18 protein-coding genes are annotated in these 20,200 nt (G+C 66.0%); 4 read left to right on the plus strand and 14 right to left on the minus strand.

All coding sequences use genetic code 11. The features are described 5' to 3' along the window. Positions 1 to 6: 6 nt before the first annotated feature. The 3 genes from F579_RS0102625 to F579_RS0102635 all read right to left on the minus strand — a co-directional run bounded on the left by F579_RS0102625 (position 7) and on the right by F579_RS0102635 (position 3,817). Positions 7 to 1,884 carry a bifunctional diguanylate cyclase/phosphodiesterase gene (locus tag F579_RS0102625; protein WP_019024399.1) on the minus strand — a complete coding sequence of 626 codons (1,878 nt, stop codon included), beginning with the start codon at positions 1,882 to 1,884 and terminating at the stop codon, positions 7 to 9. Further along, a complete protein-coding gene (locus F579_RS0102630; RefSeq protein ID WP_019024398.1) occupies positions 1,877 to 2,425 on the minus strand; it encodes a heme NO-binding domain-containing protein in 549 nt (182 codons plus the stop codon). Before F579_RS0102630 ends, F579_RS0102625 begins: the two co-directional genes overlap by 8 nt. Positions 2,426 to 2,506: 81 nt before the next feature. Then, entirely contained in the window at positions 2,507 to 3,817 is a 1,311-nt protein-coding gene (locus F579_RS0102635) for a diguanylate cyclase (RefSeq protein ID WP_019024397.1), read from the minus strand. Between the two features lie 216 nt (positions 3,818 to 4,033). On the opposite strand from F579_RS0102635, the gene F579_RS0102640 reads away from it, so the two are divergent. After that, positions 4,034 to 5,563 (plus strand): amidase, encoded by a 1,530-nt coding sequence (locus F579_RS0102640; RefSeq protein WP_051076694.1) that lies wholly within the window; start codon positions 4,034 to 4,036, stop codon positions 5,561 to 5,563. Positions 5,564 to 5,589: 26 nt separating this feature from the next. On the opposite strand, the gene F579_RS0102645 is transcribed toward F579_RS0102640, so the two are convergent. The 4 genes from F579_RS0102645 to F579_RS0102660 all read right to left on the minus strand — a co-directional run bounded on the left by F579_RS0102645 (position 5,590) and on the right by F579_RS0102660 (position 9,651). Then, positions 5,590 to 6,597 (minus strand): adenosine deaminase, encoded by a 1,008-nt coding sequence (locus F579_RS0102645; protein ID WP_019024395.1) that lies wholly within the window; start codon positions 6,595 to 6,597, stop codon positions 5,590 to 5,592. A gap of 75 nt (positions 6,598 to 6,672) precedes the next feature. Further along, positions 6,673 to 7,596 carry an isoaspartyl peptidase/L-asparaginase family protein gene (locus F579_RS0102650; RefSeq protein WP_019024394.1) on the minus strand — a complete coding sequence of 308 codons (924 nt, stop codon included), beginning with the start codon at positions 7,594 to 7,596 and terminating at the stop codon, positions 6,673 to 6,675. Then, positions 7,596 to 8,963, minus strand: a complete 1,368-nt coding sequence (locus tag F579_RS0102655) for a sialidase family protein (protein ID WP_019024393.1) — start codon at positions 8,961 to 8,963, stop codon at positions 7,596 to 7,598. The genes F579_RS0102650 and F579_RS0102655 overlap by 1 nt, the downstream gene beginning before the upstream one ends. Positions 8,964 to 9,033: 70 nt before the next feature. Then, the gene (locus F579_RS0102660; protein WP_019024392.1) at positions 9,034 to 9,651 is read right to left on the minus strand and encodes a rhomboid family intramembrane serine protease; all 618 of its coding nucleotides are present in this window, start codon (positions 9,649 to 9,651) and stop codon (positions 9,034 to 9,036) included. A 141-nt stretch (positions 9,652 to 9,792) separates the two neighbouring features. On the opposite strand from F579_RS0102660, the gene F579_RS0102665 reads away from it, so the two are divergent. From F579_RS0102665 to F579_RS0102675, 3 genes are all read left to right on the plus strand, one after another. Beyond that, positions 9,793 to 10,323: an Hsp20/alpha crystallin family protein gene (locus F579_RS0102665; protein ID WP_019024391.1), complete on the plus strand. Its 531-nt coding sequence runs from the start codon at positions 9,793 to 9,795 to the stop codon at positions 10,321 to 10,323. A 97-nt stretch (positions 10,324 to 10,420) separates the two neighbouring features. Beyond that, positions 10,421 to 11,446 carry a DUF2235 domain-containing protein gene (locus F579_RS0102670; protein WP_019024390.1) on the plus strand — a complete coding sequence of 342 codons (1,026 nt, stop codon included), beginning with the start codon at positions 10,421 to 10,423 and terminating at the stop codon, positions 11,444 to 11,446. Between the two features lie 126 nt (positions 11,447 to 11,572). Continuing rightward, positions 11,573 to 13,945, plus strand: a complete 2,373-nt coding sequence (locus tag F579_RS0102675; protein ID WP_019024389.1) for an HDOD domain-containing protein — start codon at positions 11,573 to 11,575, stop codon at positions 13,943 to 13,945. Positions 13,946 to 13,951: 6 nt separating this feature from the next. On the opposite strand, the gene F579_RS0102680 is transcribed toward F579_RS0102675, so the two are convergent. The 7 genes from F579_RS0102680 to F579_RS0102710 all read right to left on the minus strand — a co-directional run bounded on the left by F579_RS0102680 (position 13,952) and on the right by F579_RS0102710 (position 19,835). After that, positions 13,952 to 14,320, minus strand: coding sequence for a cytochrome b5-like heme/steroid binding domain-containing protein (locus F579_RS0102680; RefSeq protein WP_019024388.1), 369 nt, complete (start codon positions 14,318 to 14,320; stop codon positions 13,952 to 13,954). Positions 14,321 to 14,327: 7 nt separating this feature from the next. Then, positions 14,328 to 15,620 carry a ferric reductase-like transmembrane domain-containing protein gene (locus F579_RS0102685; protein WP_019024387.1) on the minus strand — a complete coding sequence of 431 codons (1,293 nt, stop codon included), beginning with the start codon at positions 15,618 to 15,620 and terminating at the stop codon, positions 14,328 to 14,330. 48 nt (positions 15,621 to 15,668) lie between these two features. Continuing rightward, entirely contained in the window at positions 15,669 to 16,226 is a 558-nt protein-coding gene (locus tag F579_RS0102690) for a CPBP family intramembrane glutamic endopeptidase (RefSeq protein WP_019024386.1), read from the minus strand. A gap of 29 nt (positions 16,227 to 16,255) precedes the next feature. Beyond that, positions 16,256 to 17,185 carry a histone deacetylase family protein gene (locus F579_RS0102695; RefSeq protein ID WP_019025565.1) on the minus strand — a complete coding sequence of 310 codons (930 nt, stop codon included), beginning with the start codon at positions 17,183 to 17,185 and terminating at the stop codon, positions 16,256 to 16,258. A 36-nt stretch (positions 17,186 to 17,221) separates the two neighbouring features. Further along, on the minus strand, positions 17,222 to 17,488 hold the full coding sequence (locus tag F579_RS0102700; RefSeq protein WP_019024384.1) for a DksA/TraR family C4-type zinc finger protein: 267 nt from the start codon (positions 17,486 to 17,488) through the stop codon (positions 17,222 to 17,224). 65 nt (positions 17,489 to 17,553) lie between these two features. Further along, on the minus strand, positions 17,554 to 18,753 hold the full coding sequence (trpB, locus tag F579_RS0102705; protein WP_019024383.1) for a tryptophan synthase subunit beta: 1,200 nt from the start codon (positions 18,751 to 18,753) through the stop codon (positions 17,554 to 17,556). A gap of 83 nt (positions 18,754 to 18,836) precedes the next feature. Further along, entirely contained in the window at positions 18,837 to 19,835 is a 999-nt protein-coding gene (locus F579_RS0102710) for an LLM class flavin-dependent oxidoreductase (protein ID WP_019024382.1), read from the minus strand. Positions 19,836 to 20,200: the final 365 nt, after the last annotated feature.

Here is a 20,200-nt window from a genome sequence, read left to right on the forward strand (position 1 = left end):
GGGTTTCTAAAGACGCTTGTGCAGCAGCGGGGTGAGGGCATCCGCCGGCATGGCGCGACCAAAGTAATAGCCCTGGCAATAGGTGCATCCCATTGCGGCCAGCATGCTCGCCGCTTCCGGGTGCTCGATGCCCTCGGCGGTCACTTGCAAATCCAGCGCCTGGGCGAGACCAATGATCGAGCGAACAAGATTGGTGTAGTACGGGTCCTGGCCGAGTGGCTGAACGAAGCTCTTGTCGATTTTGAGCGTGTCGAGGCGTAACCACTGCAGGTAGCCGAGCGCCGAGTAGCCGGTACCGAAATCGTCGAGCGCGATATGTACCCCGCGCTCGCTGATGGCCGCGATTCGGTTGCGGATGCTGGAGTCGCCCTCCAGATACACATTTTCGGTGACCTCCAGGCAGACGCAGTCGGCGGGCAAGGCCGTGTTGGCCAGGGCTTGGTCCAGTACGGTCAGAAAGTGGTCGCGCTTGAGCTGTACCGGCGAAACGTTCACCGAGATGCGCTCAAACTGGTGTCCCGCCGCGCGCCAGTCTGCGGCCTGCTGCATCGCGGTATGCAACACCTGGTCGCCGACTTCCAGCATGAGGCCGAGTTCTTCCAGTATGGGTACGAATTGATCCGGCCCGGGTGCCCCGGGACGCTGCCAGCGCAGCAGGGCCTCGGCCCCGATGATGCGCCCGCCGGGCAGGGCCACGATCGGCTGAAACCAGGGGATTAGTTCGCCGTTGCCCACGGCAGCGCGGACTTCCTGCTCCAGCTCACGCCGCCGCGCGCTGCGCTCGGCCAGTGCGGGGTCGAACACCGTCAGGCGGGCCCCACCCTCTGTCTTGGAACGCTGCAGGGCGGTTTCCGCACAGCGGGTCAGGGCCTCGGCGTTGGGGGCATCCCCGGGAAACACCGCAACACCCGCGCTCAGTCGGGGCTCGAATTCATCGGCTACGTGCATGGAGTATCGGTGATGCAAGGCCTTCAATACGCGCTGGCAAAGCCCCTCGACATCCTCGGAGGAGTCGATCCCGTCGAATACCACGACAAACTCGTCACCGCCGATGCGAGCCGCCGTATCGGTCTCGCGGATGACGCCCTGCAGGCCTTGCGCGAGTGTGATCAGGAGCTGATCGCCGGCCTGCTTCCCGACCATGTCGTTGATGTCGCGAAAGCGGTCGATGTTGAGTGCCAGAACCGCTACGCACTGATCGGCTCGTCGCGCGCGACGCAGGGCGAACTCAAGGCGGTCGAAGAACAGGGCGCGGTTACCCAGCCCGGTCAGGCTGTCGAAGTAGGCCATGTGTTCGATCACGCGGCGATCGTGTTCCCGCTTGTACACATGGCCGAGCGCCTGGGCGATCCCCTCGATGACCTCGCGGCTAAGGTCCGGGTCGATATCCGGGGTGTCGGCGAATGCCTCGATCAGCCCATAGCAATGACCATGGACATAAATGCTGCAGATGCAGCAGCGTTCCGGGCGGTTGGGGTGTTGGCTGGCGAGCCCAAGTTGGCTCTCGATGCCGCAGGCAGACTCCAGCAGGACACGACCGGCCGGCGTGGGCTCGACCTCGTCATCCGGTGCCGGCAGGTTCAGGTCGGCGATTCGGCGTAGCTGACCCGCCGGGTCGCGGTAAAGGGCGTGAGCGCGCCGCCAGACGGTGTGGGCAGCGAGCTGTTGCAGGCCCTGGGTAGTGGTGTCCTCCAGGCTGTCGCTGGCATTGGCTAGTCGAGTGACTTCCAGGATCGTCTCGAGCTTGACCTGTTCCCGATACAGACGCCGGGTTGCGTCTTCGGCGATTCGCTCGGCTTCCTGGCGAGCTTGGCGTTCGCGTTCCAGGCGGCGGTCGCGCAGTGCTGGCGCCTTGGCACGATCCTGGTGGTAGGAGTCAGCCAACGTTTGGCTCGACGTGGATCTGGAAATGGCAACGGCCGTCGCCTCGATGCTGGCACTCCGGGTGCTCGACGTGGACGGTCTGCCCATAGCGGTCCCCCGTGCCCAGCATCAACCCGTGCGCCAGCGAGCAAAGCCCCCGTTCCGAGCGGTAGTCCATCGCCAGCTCTTGCGGCCCTGTCCGCGTGCAGTCAAAAACGGGAACCCGAGCGCCCGGATAGAGTTTCACGACTTCCGGATGGATCACATCGTTCAGGGCCTGAAGCAGCCCGATCGAGTCGGGGTAGTGATCGAAGACGCCCGGATAGGCCTGCTCGAAACGCGGAAGCATCTCGCGTCCGATCCATTGCAGACAGTCGGCGGTATTGAGGCCCGTGACCTCGCAGGCGGCGCCGACCAGTCGCATCATCTCGTCGTCCTCGTAGTTTCCGAGCGAGGTATAGGCGCCGCTAACCTGCGCCCGGTCCAGGAGATCCTCCCAGCCTTCCTCGCCATAGTGCTCCGTCACGATCTCTTCAAGGACGTTGAATACGATGCCTTTCATTCCACTGTTCCCGTTCGCGTGTCCGTCCCGCGACCCTAAACGATTGAACCAGCGGAAGACAGAGTGGGCGACGGTGGCCGCTCAGCCGTAGTGTTCCGCTGCGGGGTTGTGATGTTTTCCGGGGAGGGAGACGACGCAGTTCCGGCCCTGGGCCTTGGCGTTGTAGACGGCCTCGTCGGCTGCACGGAACAGGTCATTGAGTTCGGCATTGCTGCCGGGCTCTCGGCTGGTGACACCAAAGGATGCGGTGAGCGGCAGGCCCGCCGGGCGCAGATCCTGGACCCGCTGGCGCAGGTCCTCGGCACGGGTATGGGCATCGAACAGGTCGCTGCCTGGCATCAGCATCAGCAACTCCTCGCCGCCGAAGCGGACGGGGACCTCGCCGGGCGCGGCAACCGCGCGCAGCAGTTCGCCAATGGCCGCGAGGACCTCGTCGCCGACCAGGTGGCCGTGACGGTCATTGATGTCCTTGAAGTGGTCGAGGTCCATCAGGATCAGGGCCAGCGGTTGTTCGTGGCTGCAGGGTTCATCGAAGAATCGGCTGGCGAACTCCGTCAAGGCATTGCGATTGCTCAGACCGGTTAGTGGATCAACCATCGCCATCTCGTAGTGCTTCTGGCGCTGGAGGCGGACCTCTTCCATCAGGCGTTTGTTGTTCAGCAGGTTGTACAGGCGCGCCCGAAGTTCATCCCCCTGGAAAGGTTTGGTAACGAAGTCATTGACACCGAGTCGAAAAATTTCTGCCCGTCGATGCTGGTCATCCAGGCCCGACATGGCGACGATTGGCATCTCGGTCATGTCCGGGCATTGCTGCCGGATGCAACCCACAAGCCCCATTCCACTCAGCTCTCCCTCAACCAGGATGTCGCTCAGGACCAGGTCAAACTGCGAGGGGTCGAAGGCCGCGAGGGCTTCGGAGGCACTGGTGTAGTGCACGATATCGAGGCCCATAGGCTCCAGGGCGCGGCGCAGGTAGCGTGCGGCAGTGGGGCTGTCCTCCACATACAGAATCCGTCCACTGAGGAGGCTCTCCAGCGGCTGCGCGTAGCGTTCGGCCTGCTGGAACAGTTCCCCAATGTTGGTTCGGTCATGGACATCGGTCGCGCCCGCGGCGAAGGCGCGTTCGCGAATGCGCATATCAGGGTTGGACGTAAGGATGATCAGCGGAAGCCCGCGGCCGTAACGCCTCTTGCGCGCCGCGCGGCAGAATTCCAGGCCATCCATGTCGGGCAGACTTAGCGAAACGCAGGCCAGCTCTGCGCGGAAGATGTCCAGACGTGCGAGCCCCTCGGCGCCGGTGCCGGCCATGCTGGCTTCATGCCCGGCGGTGCCCACCATGCGGCTCCAAAGGGCGCGGAACACGCGCGAGCGATCGACGACCAGGATCCTCATGATCCCGGCCCCTGTTGGCGATCCGGCCGTGGCCCCCTGTGCCCGCGCATGTCCTTGCTCCCATTCCGTCCAGAAACCGCAGCGTCCGTGCTGCCGCTCCGTATAGTGCGCGCTGCCAGCGTTTGCAACAACTGCGGCACTTCGGCTGTGGTGTCAGGGCATGAATGGCGTGTGGGTCGCCTGACTGCGTAAGCGAACCCACGGTACAGTTCCCTCATGAAAGGAGACGACGCTGGCCAGACACCGGGAGCGCGCGAGTATCGCCAATTGGATGCCTGCGCCTGTGCGGCGGCCGTGCGTGACGGGGAGGTCGCGCCCGAGTCTCTGCTGCGGTGCGCGCTGGAGCGCCTGGATGCGGTGAACCCCGTGCTCAATGCGGTTTGCATCGATGCCCGTCCGCGTGCCAAGGCGAGAATCGACGAGGGCGTTAAGGGACCATTCGCCGGGGTCCCGTACCTGGTCAAGGACCTCCTGCAGGACGTTCAGGGGCTCCCCTCGACCCTGGGCAGTCGGTCCTGCCGTCAGGTGATTGCGTCGGCCAGTGCTGACACGGTCCACCGGGCCGAAGATGCAGGGTTGGTGATTCTGGGCAAGACCGCGACGCCGGAATTCGGGCTCAAGGGGGTTACGGAGTCCGCGCTCTGGGGGCCGACGCGAAACCCGTGGGATATCGATCGCTCGCCCGGTGGTTCCAGCGGTGGGGCGGCGGCAGCCGTGGCGGCCGGGATCGTGCCCATGGCGGGTGCCAACGACGGGGCCGGGTCGATTCGCATACCGGCCTCGTACTGCGGCCTGTTCGGACTGAAGCCTTCGCGCGGTCGGGTGCCGGTGACGCCGCTGGCGGGCGAGGCCTGGGAAGGCGCGGTGAGCGAAGGGGTGCTTTCGCGCAGTGTGCGCGACAGTGCTCGAATGCTTGATGTCCTGTCCTCGGGGCGGAGTGCTTCCGCGCCCTTTCGGGTGGAGCCACCTCCGGCAAGCTTCGAGGAACTCGCCCGACGCGAGCCGGGACGCCTGCGGATCGGCTGGAACGTCGATTCGCCCGTGGACGGACGGGTCGACCGCGACTGTGTGGAGGCGGTGGAGCGGGCCACCGGTTTACTGGAAGCCCAAGGGCACGTCATTGAGCGTGTGACCAACTGGCCGGTGGACGGCCGGCATGTGGCGCGGTCTGTACTGGCGTTGTTGTACGGGCAGGTAGCGGCATTCGTGGCGCGTGCGCGCGAACGGGGTGCGCGCTGGGACGACTTCGAGCTGGATACACGCACACTGGCGCGGCTGGGGCGGGCGTTGACCGCGGGGGAATACGCCCGCGCCCGGCAGGGCTGGAATCGCGTGAGTCTGGCGCTGGCGACGCTGTTCGAGCGCTATGACGTCCTGCTGCTGCCGACCGTGGCGATGCCGCCCCCGCGGATCGGCGAGCTGGAGCCAGCCCCCCTGGTCCGCGCCCTGCAACGGCTTGCCCTGTACCTGCCGGTGGGCCGCTGGATGCTGAACAGCCGCTTTCTGGAGCGGATGACGTTCGAGAACCTGGAGCGCACCCCGTTTACCCTGGCCGCCAATCTGGCCGGGATCCCGGGGATGTCGGTACCGCTGCACTGGGATCATGCCGGGCTGCCTGTGGGCGTGCAGTTCATGGCGCCCTGGGGCGAGGAGGGACGGCTGCTGTCGCTGGCGACACAACTGGAGGCCGCGCAGCCCTGGTTCCACCGGGTGCCGCCAGACCTGCCGGACACTCGCCAGGGCTGAAGGAAACGTCCTGGCCCCGTTTGCGGTCAGGCGACGCTGTGGCGCCAGTCCGTGATTTCGGCGTGCAGGTGCTGGCGGGCCGGGTCGTCCAGGAAGGCGGCTTCGACCGCGTTGCGGGCGAGCTGCTCCAGGTCGTCTAGGGACAGTCCCAGCGCGTCCGCAGTCGCGCGGAAGTTCTCGCCGATGTAGCCGCCGAAGTAGGCGGGATCATCGGAGTTGATGGTGACCCGCAGCCCGGCATCGAGCAGGCGCTTGAGGTTGTGGTCCTCGAGCCGGTCGAACACGCAGAGCTTGATGTTCGACAGCGGGCAGACGGTCAGCGGGATCTGCTCCTGCGCAAGCCGTTGCAGCAGGCCGGGGTCCTGCTCGGCCTGCACGCCATGGTCGATGCGGTCGACCTGCAGGAGGTCCAGGGCCTGGTGGATGTATTCGGGCGGGCCCTCCTCGCCCGCGTGGGCGACGACACGGAAGCCGGCCTCGCGCACGCGATCGAATACCGCCCGGAATTTCTCCGGCGGATTGCCCTGTTCGGCCGAGTCCAGACCGAATGCCGCAATGCGGTCACGGTAGGGCAGGGCCGCCTCGAAGGTTTCCATCGCGGCCTCGGCGCTCAGGTGGCGCAGAAAGCACAGGATCAGGCGACTGGAGATCTCCAGCTCGCGTTCGCCATCGTCCAGGGCGCGGGTGATGCCGTCGATCACGGTCGCGAACGCCACGCCGCGTTCGGTATGCGTCTGCGGGTCGAAGAAGATCTCGGTGTGGCGTACGTGATCCTGCTGGCAGCGCTGCAGATAGGCCCAGGTCAGGTCATAGAAGTCCTGCTCGGTCAGCAGGACGCAGGCCCCCGCGTAGTAGATATCCAGAAACGACTGCAGATCCTGGAACTGGTAGGCCGCGCGCACCTCGTCGATCGAGCCATAAGGCAGTTCCACGCCATTGCGTTCGGCCAGCCGGAACAGGAGTTCCGGTTCCAGCGCGCCCTCGATGTGGAGGTGCAGCTCTACCTTGGGGAGGCGGGCGATGGCGTCTTGCATGGTGGCGGCCTGTGGTTTCGTGCGTGGGCGAGGAATGGTAACGGCTTGTTCTGGATCGCGCTTGATGGGCCGCGATTACGGGTCGATACGCGTCTCGCTGGCGCCGCCGTGCTCGATCCAGCCATGGATCATGCGTGGGGTCGTCGTGCCGGCCGCACAGTGGCCCTCGCGGTCGATCACGATCGCACCGCCGTAGCCATCCAGTCGCTCGTGCAGCCGCCGCAGGCTCGCGTTGAGGGCTTCAGAGGCGCCGAGGCCGAGCAGCTCGATACGGTCGGCCAGGTCCTTGGCGAAGACACTGCGCAGGAAATGCTCGCCGAGGCCGGTGGCGGAGATGGCGGCGGTGTGATCGTCGGCGTAGACGCCCGCCCCCGCGATTGGCGAGTCCCCGATGCGACCGGGCCGCTGGCCATTCATGCCGCCGGTGGAGGTTGCCGCGGCCAGGTGGCCGTGCTGATCGCGGGCGACCGCACCGATGGTCCCGGGGGCGGGCTCGTCATGGTCAAGCGTGACCATGCCACGCCGGAGCGTCCGTTCCAGTTGCTCCCGCCGCTGCGCCGTAATCAGTCGGCGTTCGTCGATCAGAGGCCGCCCGGCCTGCCGGGCAAAGCTTGCGGCACCCTCCGCAACCAGCAGCACATGCGCGCCATCCTCCAGGATCGCGCGGGCCAGTCGAATGGGGTTGGCGATGCCGCGAACCGCGCCCACGGCCCCCACACCGAGGGTTTCACCGTCCATTATCGCGGCGTCCAGTTCGACCGTGCCCTCGCGCGTCAGCGCGGCTCCGGTACCGGCGTTGAACAGCGGGTCGTCCTCAAGCAGCGCCGCGCAGTGTTCCACGGTATCGAGTGCGCGCTCGCCGCGGGCCAGTTGCTCGCGGCCGGCTTCCAGTACCCGCAGTATCGCGACGTGGTACTGCTCGGCAACCAGCGAGTCCTGCGCCTCGCGGATGCGCCCGGCCCCGCCATGGATCATCAGCGAGAAGGACTTCGAGGCCATCAGCGGTCCTGAGCCTGTCCGCGGATCAACAGGATGTCGCTGTGGCTGCCCGGGACAAAGCGGCTCTGGGCAATCGCGATCTCGCCAGCCGCGTTGGCGGCCATCCGCCGTTTCAGCTGCCCCTGAAGCCCACCGCTGTAGGGTTGGTCGACGGTCCCGGGGACGGGCTCGACAGGCGCGAACGCCAGGGTGTCCAGTGGAGCGAGGCTAAACGCGAGGCCGTACGGGCGATCAGTCGGGTGTGGATAGCGCTGCCAGACGAGATAGAGCCGGTCGGCGGAGCTCGACAGCGTGGGGAAGCCGCCCGGCCAGTCGTCCGCGTCGAGTTCGTTCGCCGGGCTGAACTCAAGGGTGTCCGCATCGGCCTGGGTGATGTGCATTCGACGGTGGTAGGGCTGGCGGTAGTCCTCCAGGTCGTTCGCCGGGATGGCCCCGAACGCCAGATGCACGGTGCCTTCGTCATCCACTACCAGCGAAGGGGCGTCGGCGTGACCGGGCGTTTCAAGCGCCGTCGCGGGTGCGGAAAAGCCTTCGCCCAGTTCACCCGAGGTCGCGATGCGGATATCGGCATACGGGCTGTCGCCCTCCGACCAGGCGAGCAGGATCCGCCCCGAGGGAGCCCGGGCCAGACTCGGTGCGCGGGCCGGTTTGTCGGCCCCATCGTTGATCGTTTCGGGTTCCGCGAAGCTTTCGCCGTTGTCGGACGAGTAGGTGACGCGCAGTGGACCCCGATATTCGGTCCAGGCCGCGACGACTTGTCCATTCCCGGCCAGGAGCAGGTCCAGGCTGCCATTGTCCCAGCGATGGGCTGTGATGCGTCCCTTGCCAGCCCCGTCGCGCGAGTTGGACAGGTTCTGGTGATCCTCGAACGATCGGCCGCCGTCCCGGGAGCGGGCATAGAGGATCTCCCCGCCGTGGTCGCCTCCGGTAAACAGGATCTCCTGCCAGAGCAGGTGAACGGTGAAGTCGTCCTCGTCATCCGGTGCCGGCTCGATCGCGACGCGCGGGAGCCAGGAGAAGGTGTCCGGTTGCCCGCCGATACGGGTGGGTTCATCCAGGACGGCCTGACCGTCGCGGTCGTAGCGTTGCAGCAGGATCGCCTGCTCCACCTGGTCAACCCAGACGACGACCACTTCTCCGTGGTCGTTGATCGCCACCGAGGCGTCGTCCACATAGCGAAAGTCGGAGGCATTCATGCGCCAGGGGCCTCGGTAGGCCTCGCCGCGGGCGACTTCGACGGGATCCTGCCAGACAACCTGGCTCTGGGCTTCCTCGTCCGCCAGGATCGGTGTGGGCGCAAACGCGAGAGCAAGCCCGGCGACGAGGCCAATGGCTGGCCATGCGTGTGCGTATGTGGTTCGAGGCATGCGACCTCCTGTGGCGAAATCCGGGCAACTGCGCTTTATGGGACCACCGGGGGCCCGGAAGGATTCACGTCTATCCCCCAAGCGGCGACAGGAGCTCCTGCACGAAACGGCCGAGCAGGGCCGGTTCCAGCAGGAGCATGAAGCCCACGCCCCAGGCACCACCCCACAGGTGAGCACTGTGATTCACGTTGTCCCGTGCCTGCCGTTGCGCCCAGAACGAATAGGCCACGTAGGCGGCCGCGAACACGATCGCCGGCATCGGGATAAAGAACACGAACAGCATCGACCAGGGCTGTAGCAGGATATAGGCGAACAGGACGGCCGACACTGCGCCCGAGGCTCCCAGGCTGCGGTAGAAGCGGTTGTCCCGGTGACGCAGATGCGTGGGCAGGATCGCCAGCACGATGCCAGCCAGATAGAACGCCACAAAGCCGAGTACGCCGATCTCCGGGACCAGCACGCGCTCCATGGTCATCCCGAAGAAGAACAGCGTGATCATGTTGAACGCGAGGTGGGTGCCATCCGCGTGGATGAACCCGTGGGTGATCAGCCGCCAGTATTCGCCCCGGGCCACCGCCGGTGGCCAGTAGATCATCCGCTCCATCACGCGTGGGCGCTGCCAGGCCCACACGGAGGTGGCCACCGTGCCTGCGATTATGAACAGCGTGATGTAAAAGTCCTGTTCCATTGATGACCCACCGCTCCCAAGGGGCCGATTTTTCTGATGGGTTTGGCCCCAGGTATTGAAAAGCTCGCTCGACTTCCTAGGTATCGGTGTAGGAGCCCTGAACGCAAGTGTTCACGACACACGACACGAGGAGGTGACGGCATGGACCTGCAAAAGCTCAAGCCGTGGAACTGGTTCAAGCGCGAGGAACAGGAACAGCCCGAGGTCCTGCCCGCGCGGAGCGATGACGCCACGGGCGACCCGCTGCTGCGGATGCACCAGGAGATGGACCGGATGTTCGAGCAGTTCTTCGGTCGTGCCCCGGGCGGTGCCCTCGCGAGGCGTACCGGTCCATTGTGGTTGAAGCCCAGCGTGGACATCGCCGAAGGACGCAAGGCCTACCGGATCTCGGTGGAGGTGCCCGGGATCGCGGAGGAGGAGATCGACCTTTCGATCGATGGCGACGACCTGATCGTCTCCGGCGAGAAGCGCCAGGAACACGAAGAGGACGAGGAGGGCTACCATCGAATCGAGCGAAGTTACGGGCGGTTTCGCCGGGTCCTGAGCCTGCCCGGCGACGCCGACGCGGACGGCATATCCGCGCGTTTCAGGAACGGGGTGCTGGATATCCACGTGCCCCGCCGCAAGGATGGCGAGCGCCCCGGGCTGCGGCGCATCGAGATTGGCCGTTAGGCCAAGGAAAGCTAGCCAACGGGGAGCCGAACGGCACATGCGCAACGGCCCGGCGCAGTCTAGGCTGAAGAAAGGGTAGGCGGCAGGGAGGCCATGGATGACGCGTCGTATCGTGATCTGCGCGGACGGGACCTGGAACCGTCCGGAGGAGGACGTCGAGTCCGACGTCCCGACCAACGTATTGCGCCTGGCGCGGGCGGTGGCGCCCGTGGATGCTGCCGGCGATACCCAGCAGGTGTTCTATGACTGGGGTGTGGGGTCGTACCACGCCCGGGTCAGTGGCGGAGTAACCGGGCGGGGCATCCACAAAAACATCACCGATGCCTATCGCTACATCGTGCAGAACTACGCCTCCGGCACGGAGCTCTTCCTGTTCGGGTTCAGCCGGGGCGCGTACACCGTGCGCAGCCTGTGCGGCCTGATCAACAACTGCGGGGTTCTCCGGCGCCCGGATGCACGCCTGATCGAAGAGGCCTTTCGCCTGTACAAGCGCACAGGGGCGGCTTACAAGCCCGAGGGCAAGCACTCGCGCGCCTTTCGCGAGACCCACAGCCATCCCTCTCGGACGATCCGTTTCGTGGGTGTCTGGGATACCGTCGGGGCACTGGGCATCCCGTTTTCGGTGCTCGGGCTGTTCGACCGCACCGACGAGTTCTACGACACCAAGCTCGGCCCGAATGTCCGGATCGCCCGGCATGCACTGGCCATCGACGAGCGCCGCGCGGACTTCGAACCTACCCTGTGGGAGCCGCGCGAAGGGCTGGATCTGGACCAGCAGTGGTTCGCCGGGGTGCACGCGGATATCGGGGGCGGCTATCCACCCGATGCCCGGGGGCTGCGGGTCGCCGATATTGCCCTGGACTGGATGCTGGAGCAGGCATCCATCGGAGGACTGGAGTTCGAGCCGCACCTCCCGGCCAGCCTGCGCCCCGACGCTCGCGCCGCGATCCACCAGTCGCGGCGTCACATCTATCGCTTGCGCCGTACACTGGTCCGGGATCTCGACCAGGGGGATTCCCCGACGCGGCTGCACTCGTCGGTCGAAGAACGCTACCGGCAGTCGCGCGACTACCGTCCTCCAAACCTCAAGGCCTATCTCGACAAGCGATCCCGCGACAGGTGACCTCACTGGCGCCGGGTCGTGTCATCATGAATGCACCGGCACGGGGGCGTTTGGAGGTATAACCGCCGCTTTGGCGGGGGTGCCGGACTCGGGACGAAAGGGTAGCAAGGACTCCGGGGAGGGGGCATGGCGAGGTCGCGTGACGCGAGCCAGGAACGCTGGATCGATCGGTTTCGTGTGCTGGAGACATTGGGGGAGAGTGCGCGCGACGGCCTGTATGTCGCGCATGACGGCGTACTGGACCGGCGCGTGATGGTACGTACGCTGACGCACCAGGCCCTGGGCGATGCCGAGGCGCGTGATGACCTGATGCGCGCGGCCCGCGCGGTGAGCCGTTTCCGGCATCCCCACAGCGCGGCGATCTTCGAAGCGGGGCCCTGGGACGAGGGTCTCTATCTCGTATGCGAATACATCGAGGGCGAAACGCTGGATGCCCTGCTCGCCGGGGGACGGCTGCCGCTGGACCGCGCCCTGGCGCTGATGCGCGAGATTGTCGATGCCCTGGCGGCTGCGCACGAGCAGGGGATTGTCCATGGGTCGCTGCAGCCTGCGAACATCACGGTTGGCGCGGACGGTCATGCGCGAGTCACCGGTCTGGGTCTCGCGTTGCCTGAGGGTAGCGAACAGGCCGCGGGGCATCAGACACAGACGCGCCATTACCTGGCCCGGGAGCAGCTGTGTGGAGGGCCGCCGACAGTGGCAGCGGACGTGTTCTCGCTGGGCGCGCTGTTCTATGAACTGCTGGCGGGACGGCGGGCCTTTTCCGGGGACGCCGACCGGGATGTGCCGGGTGAGATGGAAGCCGGTGTCCCCGAACCGCCGTCGAAGCACACAGGCGAGGGCGACGAACGCCTGGATGCCATCGCCCTGAGGGCACTGCGGCCCGATCCGCACGAGCGTTACACATCGGCCCAGGCGCTGCGCGAGGCGTTTCTCGCCGTGACCGAGGGTCGCGAGACCGAGGCGGGGGATCCGGGCGATTTCATCCTTCGCCGGATTCGGCGCAAGCCGGATTTCCCGGGGATCTCGGCCCATATCCGCGAGATTACGCAGTGCTCGGGCGACAGCCAGCAGCGCTCGGTCGCCGAGCTGTCGAATGCCGTGCTGAAGGACTACGCGACGACCCAGAAGCTTCTGCGGCTGGCCAATTCCCCTTTCTACAGCAACTTTGGCGGCAACATCCGCACGGTGTCTCGGGCGGTCGTCCTGCTGGGGTTCGAGCAGGTGCGCACGGCGGCGCTAGGCCTCGTCCTGCTGGAAAACCTCAAGGGAGGGAGCCAGTCCGCTCGCCTGATGCAGGCGATGGTGCAAACGCTGTTCAGCGCGATGCTGGCACGCACGCTGGCCCGGCAGCTCGGCGGGGTCGAAAGCGAACAGGCGTTTGTCTGTGCGTTGTTCCACGACATCGGTCGCATGCTGGCGCTCTACTACCTTCCCGAGGAGGCCGACGAGATTCAGATCCGGCAGACGCAGGGCGTTTCCGAGGGCAGTGCGGCACGCCAGGTGCTTGGGCTCTCGTACGAGGCACTGGCGCGTGCCGTGCTGGAGGACTGGAACTTCCCGCGCGAGATCGTTCAGGCGGTCGAACGGGCGCCCGAGGGCACGCTGCCGGCCGTACGCGACCCGGACCAGCGTCTACATCGGATCGTAACTCTGGCCAGCGAGATGGCGGGTCGCATTATCCACCAGGACCCGGCGGAGCAGGATCTCGCCCTGGCCGAACTGCGGCGACGCTACAAGGCGTCGCTGGATGTCGAAGCCACGGGGATGCACCGGGCCATCCAGGACGGGCGCGAGCATCTCGAGCAGTTTCTGAGCGTGGTCAAGCTGCCGCGCGAGGGGCAGGAACATCTGCGGCAACTGCGGCGGAATCTGGGGGTTGGCGAGACCGCGCAGGGTGGCGATGTTCCGGACGAGGAGGCCCTGCTGGATGCCAATGGTGGCCTGGCGGCCGACGCCCCGGGCTCCGGGGCGGCGTCACCGGCCGAGCAGGCGGCGGCGCTGATGGAGTCGCTGACGGACATGCTCGATGCGATGGTCGAGGGGTTCGAGCTGAACCCGCTGGTCCAGGCGACGCTGGAGAATATCTACCAGGTGCTCGGATTGCGCCGCGCGATGCTGATGCTGGCGGATCGGGAACGCCGCACGCTGGTGGCCCATACCGCGTTCGGGCATGAGGCGGAATCCCTGTCCGGGCGCCTTCGCCTGTCGCTGAGCGGCTCCGGCAATGTCCTCTCGCTGGCCATGACACAGCGCAAGGACATGGTGATCAGCGACAGTTCGGACCCGGCGATCAGCCGCTACATTCCGGGGGAGTTCCGTGATGCGCTGGATGCGCGCAGTTTTCTCTTGCTGCCTCTGGGTGTGCGTGAGCGCTGTGTGGGGCTGCTGTACCTGGAGTTGGCGCCGGGCAGTACGGAGCTGGACCCGCTGGTGCTGCGCGCTCTGAAATCGGTTCGGAATCAGTTGGCCCTGGCGATCTGCGAGGCGCGGTCCTGACGCGATTCAAGGCGACTCCTGCCCGGCGAGTACGCCGATGCGGTAGTCGGGGAGCATGTCGTGAGCGCGGCGGCTGTGGGGGCGGCCGGTACCCTTGGTATCCCATCCGTGCGAGGCATCCGTTCCGCAGTCGTCCTCGATCGGCGTCGGATGACGCGGCAGGTACTCAGTGAGGTCATAGACCACGCCATGGATCGCCATCCAGCAGTCGTCTTCGCTGGCGTGGCGGACCAGTTCCTCGTGCGTGATGCCCTCGTCGCCCTCCACAACCGGTGGAGTGGTGTCCGGGCCCAGCAGGTGCACGACCAGGAGGGTCAGCAGGCTCGCGATAAACGCGACTAGGAGCGTATAGACAGTCTGGCCGGTTCTTGTCATGGCGTGCTCACAGTAGATGGAAGGCCTCTGAGTGGATACGCGAGTTCGGCACGCCTTCGGCATGCAGGAGTCCGCGGACGTAACGATCGACAACCCCCGGACCACAGATCCAGAACTCGGCGGATGCGAAATCCGCACAGTGCTGCCGCAGGAAATCGGCGCTGAGCAGGCCGTCCCGTTCGCGCAGGTGCAATGTCAGGTCCAGATCCTCGATCGTGTTGGCGAGACGCTCGAGTTCGTCATGGTAGGCCGCCGCCTCCCGCCGATCGGCCAGCTGGAAAAGGTGCACGGGAGGGTTGGCCGAACGTCCTTCGCGCGCCAGCGCGCGTACCGCAGACACAAAGGGGGTGATGCCGACTCCCGCGCCCAGCCAGACCGCTGGCTGCTTGCGGTCATGCCCGTCCAGGAAGGTGCCATACGGGCCCTCGACCTGGACCGGGCTACCCTTGGCGATCGTCTGCAACGCGCGCGATCCATCGCCCAGGGCCTTGATTCCAATCCTCAGGTATTCCTCCCCGGGCGCGGAGGCGATGGTAAAGGGGTGTTCTTCGCCCTGGCCGCTGGCCAGTCCCGGGTCGAGCGGCGTCAAATAAACAAACTGGGCCGGTTGATGCGCCAGCGGCTCTCCTTCGGGACGCAGACGCAGCTCGACCATGGTCGCGGTCAGCCGCTCGACGCCGTCGACCCGGTACTCATGCCGTCCGATCCGGGGCGAGAGCAGCTTGCGCCACAGGTAGGCGGCCAGAGCCAGTATCCCGAGCAGCCACCAGGGCCAGGTCGCCTGCGCCAGCGGCCAGGCATGGACAACCCCCAGCAGAAGCGCGAGCCCGGAAAGCACATGCAGGCGTTTCCAGCGGGCGTATCCGGGTTCGCCGAAGAACTTGAAGGTCGGCGCCAGCACGATGACCAGCACGATCAGTGCCCCCCAGCCGGCGAGGATGGGCCAGTGATCGGGGCCCGGGAACAGGCGGTGAACGGCGGATGCTACCGAGTGCCCCAGACCCCCGGCGGCGACGAGCCAGACATGGGCGATGGCCAGGAGCAGGGAGGCGGCGCCCAGGGCGTGGTGGCGTCTCCAGAGATCGATCAGCCCGCCGAACAGGCGGTCGCTGTGCGGGAGCCGGATGCTCAGGATGCCGGCCAGCAGCATGCAGGTGAGGGCGAGTACCCCGGAGACCTGCGTCAGCCAGCGGATGACCTCGTCGCGCTCCCAGATGATGGGCGCCAGGTGCCCACCGGCCCAGAGCGGGACCAGCAGCGCCAGCAGTAGCAGAAAATCGCCCCGGTGGAGTCGGTTCACGGCGGCGCCCTTGAGAATGTCCGTTAAGGAAATGGCTGCAAGTGGGCGTTAGAGCTTGCGCCGGTACCAGTGGATCACGATCCAGTCGTACAGCGCGTGGGTAATGATGACCACCAGCAGGTTGCCCGTCAGATAATAGACGAGCCCCAGATAAAGGCCGATGGCTGTCGCAAAGACGAAATAGAGCCGCGTGATCGCATGGGCCAGGCCGAAGACCACCCCGGCGATCAGGATCGCCAGGAATGCCGGCAGGTGGGTGTCGAGCCAGGTCTGCAGCACGCCGCGAACCAGGAGTTCCTCGCCGAGCCCGGCCAGCAGCGAGATCAGCAGGATGGCCCCTGGCCAGGCGTTACCGAACAGCCGCGCGATAAAGTCGCGCACCTGGCCCGAAAGGGTGTCATAGGCGGACCCGCCGAAATGCGCGACCAGCCCCAGCATCGCCAGCATCGGCAGGACCGCGATCACCCCGATCAGCGCATGATCCGGATCCCAGTGCAGGTGCTCGCCCAGCGGAATCCCGGCGATTGCGGCCAGGAAGAATGCCAGGGGGATCAGAGCGGCCTGGAACATCAGGCCGATCAGGAGGGGGTGGCTGCGCAGGTTCATGGGCGCAGGGTAGCGCACCCATGGGGTGGTTACGTGTTTTCCGTCAGTGCATGCACATGGCTGCGTACGCTGCGCGCCAGCGCCGCGAGATCGTAGCCACCCTCAAGCACCGAGACCAGACGGCCGGTCGCGTGCCGCTCGGCAATGGCCATCAGCTGACGCGTGACCCACTCGAAGTCACTCTCGAGCAGATTGAGCCCAGCGAGCGGGTCGTCCCGGTGGGCATCGAATCCGGCCGATACCAGGATCAGCTCGGGCCGGAATCGCTCCAGGGCGGGCAGCCAGTCGCGCTCGATCGCCGTGCGAAAGGCGGGTCCGTCTGTCCCCGCCGCAAGCGGTGTATGGACCAGGTGCTCGCGCCGGGACAGCGGGCGGTTCGGATAGAACGGATGCTGGAAGCTGGAGCAGAACAGCACCCGGGGATCATCGCGAAAGATGTCCTCGGTCCCGTTGCCGTGATGGACGTCGAAGTCCGTGATTGCGACACGACTCAGGCCGTGTACGTCCAGGGCCCAGAGCGCCGCGATCGCCACGTTGTTGAACAGGCAAAAGCCCATCGCCCGGTCCCGCTCCGCGTGATGTCCCGGAGGGCGAACTGTGCAGAAGGCATTACGGGCCTTGCCATCAAGGACCCGGCGCGTCCCTTCGATTGCCGCGCCGGCTGCATGGTGGGCCGCGCGAATGGAATGCTCGTTGATGTGCGTGTCGGGGTCCACGGCCACGCGAACGCCCGGATCGGGTTGTGCTGCGTGGATCGCGTCCACATGGGCGCGGGTGTGGGCGCGCAAAAGGTCCTCGTCGGCGGCCGCCGGCGGGTCCTCGATGCGTTCCAGTCCATTGAGGTTTTGCAGGGCCGCATCGATCGCGGCCAGGCGCTGCGGGCACTCCGGGTGTCCGGGTCCGCCATCATGAAGCCGGCAGGCGGGGTGGGTGATGTACAGGGTGCGGGCCATCGGCATCGACCTCTGCATAGTGGCCGCGGGATACGGCAGGGTTCAGCGCAACTGGCTGTCCTTGGAGGCGCGCCGGTTGTAGGGGCTGAAGGCCGCGTCCGCTTCGTCATGCGCTTCCTGGCAGGGGACGCACAGGCGTACGCCGGGCAGGGCGCAGCGGCGGGCCTCGGGGATCGTGGCCCCGCATTCCTCGCACGCCTCGAGGCTCTCGCCCTCGGGGAGCTGGCTGCGCACACGCGCCAGCGCGTCCTCGACGGTGTCGTCGATCTGCTCCTGTTCCGCACCGTCTTTGGACCAGCCACCCGCCATCACACCCCTCCGTCAAAACCTGTGGGTGTTAGATACCCGGGTCCTGGCACGGAGTTCCCGAGGTGTTAGTCGCCGTGGCCGAATTCGCGGGCGACGTAGTCGATGTCCTTGTCGCCCCGGCCGGACAGGTTGGCGAGGATCGTGACGCCGGGGTTCTCGCGGCCGTATTTCATCGCCCAGGCAACGGCATGGGCACTCTCCAGCGCCGGGATGATGCCCTCGGCACGCGACAGGCGATAGAAGGCCTCCAGGGTCTCGTCGTCGCTGATCGCATGGTAGGCCACCCGTTCGATGGTCTTCAGGTAGGAGTGTTCCGGGCCGACACCGGGGTAGTCGAGGCCCGAGGCGATGGAGTGGACCGGGGCCGGGTTGCCTGCCTCGTCGGCCAGCAGCATGCACTTGAAGCCGTGGATCATGCCGGGCTTGCCGTAGGTCATGGTGGCGGAGTGTTCGCCCAGCTTCGTGCCGCGTCCGAGTGGCTCGACCCCGTTGAGCTGGACGCCGGCGTCCTCGATGAAGCCGGCAAACATGCCCATCGCGTTGGAGCCGCCGCCAACACAGGCGACCACATGATCGGGCAGCTCGCCGCCGGTCATCTCCATGAACTGCTCGCGCGCCTCGATGCCGACCACCGACTGGAAGTTGCGCACCATCAGCGGGAACGGGTGCGGACCCACCACGGAGCCGATCGCGAACAGCGCCTGGTCGGCTTGCGACAGGTAGGACTGGAAGGCGGAGTCCACGGCCTCCTTGAGCGAGCGCCCGCCGAAGGACACCGGCACGACCTGTGCGCCCATCAGCTTCATGCGGGTCACGTTGGGCGCTTCCTTGGCGATGTCGATCTCGCCCATGTGAATCTCGCATTCCATGCCGAAGTAGGCGGCCGCCGTGGCCAGCGCGACCCCGTGCTGGCCGGCGCCGGTTTCCGCGATCAGCTTGCGCTTGCCCATGTGCTTGGCCAGCAGGGCCTCGCCCATGCAGTGGTTCAGCTTGTGTGCTCCGGAGTGGTTAAGGTCCTCGCGCTTGAGATAGATATGCGCGCCGGCCTCGCGGCTCAGGTTGTGGGCGTAGTACACCGGGGTGGGGCGGCCCTGGTAGTGCTTGCGGATGTAGCGCAGCTCGTTCAGGAAGTCGGCCGAGCGGGCGAGCACGAGGTAGGCCCGGTTGATCTCGGCAAAATGCGGTTCCAGTTCGGGGGGCAGGAACGCACCCCCGAACTCGCCGAAATAGCCTTCCTGGTTCGGAAAATCCTTCAGGTATGACATCGCCCGCCCTCGTGCATGTTCGAAAGGGCGAATGATCCTGTGCCGGGCGCCCGTTGCCAAGCCCGTTCGCTTAAACGCGACCCTCAGGAACGCGAGAGGCGGTCGCAGACCTGGGCGGTGAGTTCCAGGGAGCGACGACGGGCGTCGTGATCGAAGGTCGTGGTGGTCAGGATCAGTTCGTCGACCTGCGTGGCCTCGAGAAAGCGGCGCATCTCCCCCTCGACGGTGTCGGGTGCCCCGATCGCGGAGCAGGCCATGGTCTGTTCCACAATCGCTCGTTCGGCGCGGTCGAGCTGTTCGCGGTAATGCGGAATCGGGGGCTGGATCGGCTCCGGCCGGCCGCGCCGCAGGCTGATGAAGGCCTGCTCCATGGAACTGGCCAGCGTCTGCGCATCGGTATCGGTTTCGGCCACATAGACGTTGTAGCCGGCCATCACCCAGGGCGCATCCAGGTCCGGGGCGGGCCGGAATTCGCGGCGGTAGACCGCGATTGCGTCATGCAGCTGACCCGGGGCGAAGTGCGAGGCAAAGGCGTAGGGCAGCCCCAGGTACGCTGCGAGCTGGGCCCCGAAAAGGCTGGACCCGAGGATCCAGATTGGAATGCGCGAACCGGCGCCCGGTATCGCACGAATGGCCTGATCGGGAACGGGATCGGCGAGATAGCTCTGCAGTTCCGCGACATCCCGCGGGAACTGGTCGGGGTCGCTCTCCGCGCTGCGGCGCAGGGCACGGGCTGTGGCCGGGTCCGTGCCCGGCGCCCGTCCGAGCCCGAGGTCGATTCGACCCGGAAACAGAGCATTCAGGGTGCCGAACTGCTCGGCCACGATCAGCGGCGCATGGTTGGGCAGCATGATGCCTCCGGCACCCACGCGGATCCGCGTCGTGGCGGCCGCCACCTGGCCGATTACCACCGCAGTCGCAGCACTGGCGATCCCGGGCATGTTGTGGTGTTCGGCGAGCCAGTAGCGACCAAATCCCAGTTTCTCCGCCAACTGGGCCAGATCTAGGGTGTTGTGAAGGGCCTGGCCGGCGTCAGCGTGCGCGGTGATCGGAGCGAGATCGAGAACTGAATATCGAGTCATTCGCCCATTATACGCCCGCTGTGGTCCCCTTCCCGGGATCCAGGGTGCGCTTCCTCATTCCCGCGACCCGCGGTAGACGAACTAGTTTTCTAATTCGTTAATTTGTGATCAAAACTTGCGCATCAAATGTCTAAATCAGCACCTACTGACGTTCCCATAATGTTGGTATGGCCATGTATGTCTGAACCCCTCCCGCCTGACCAGTTCCACTAGGTTTGCTTATGCTGTTCGGCAATTGTTGAAACTGAATCACCCCAGTCTCAACGATTGGATTACTATGGCTTCCCTCATCCATTGGTCACGAGATCCCTGTCAGGGAACGGCCGTGGTGGTCTCCTGTATATGGAGGGTTTTGTATATTGCGT

Origin of the sequence: Thioalkalivibrio sp. ALJ21 (assembly GCF_000378605.1) — a bacterium.
Taxonomy (GTDB): Bacteria; Pseudomonadota; Gammaproteobacteria; order Ectothiorhodospirales; family Ectothiorhodospiraceae; genus Thioalkalivibrio.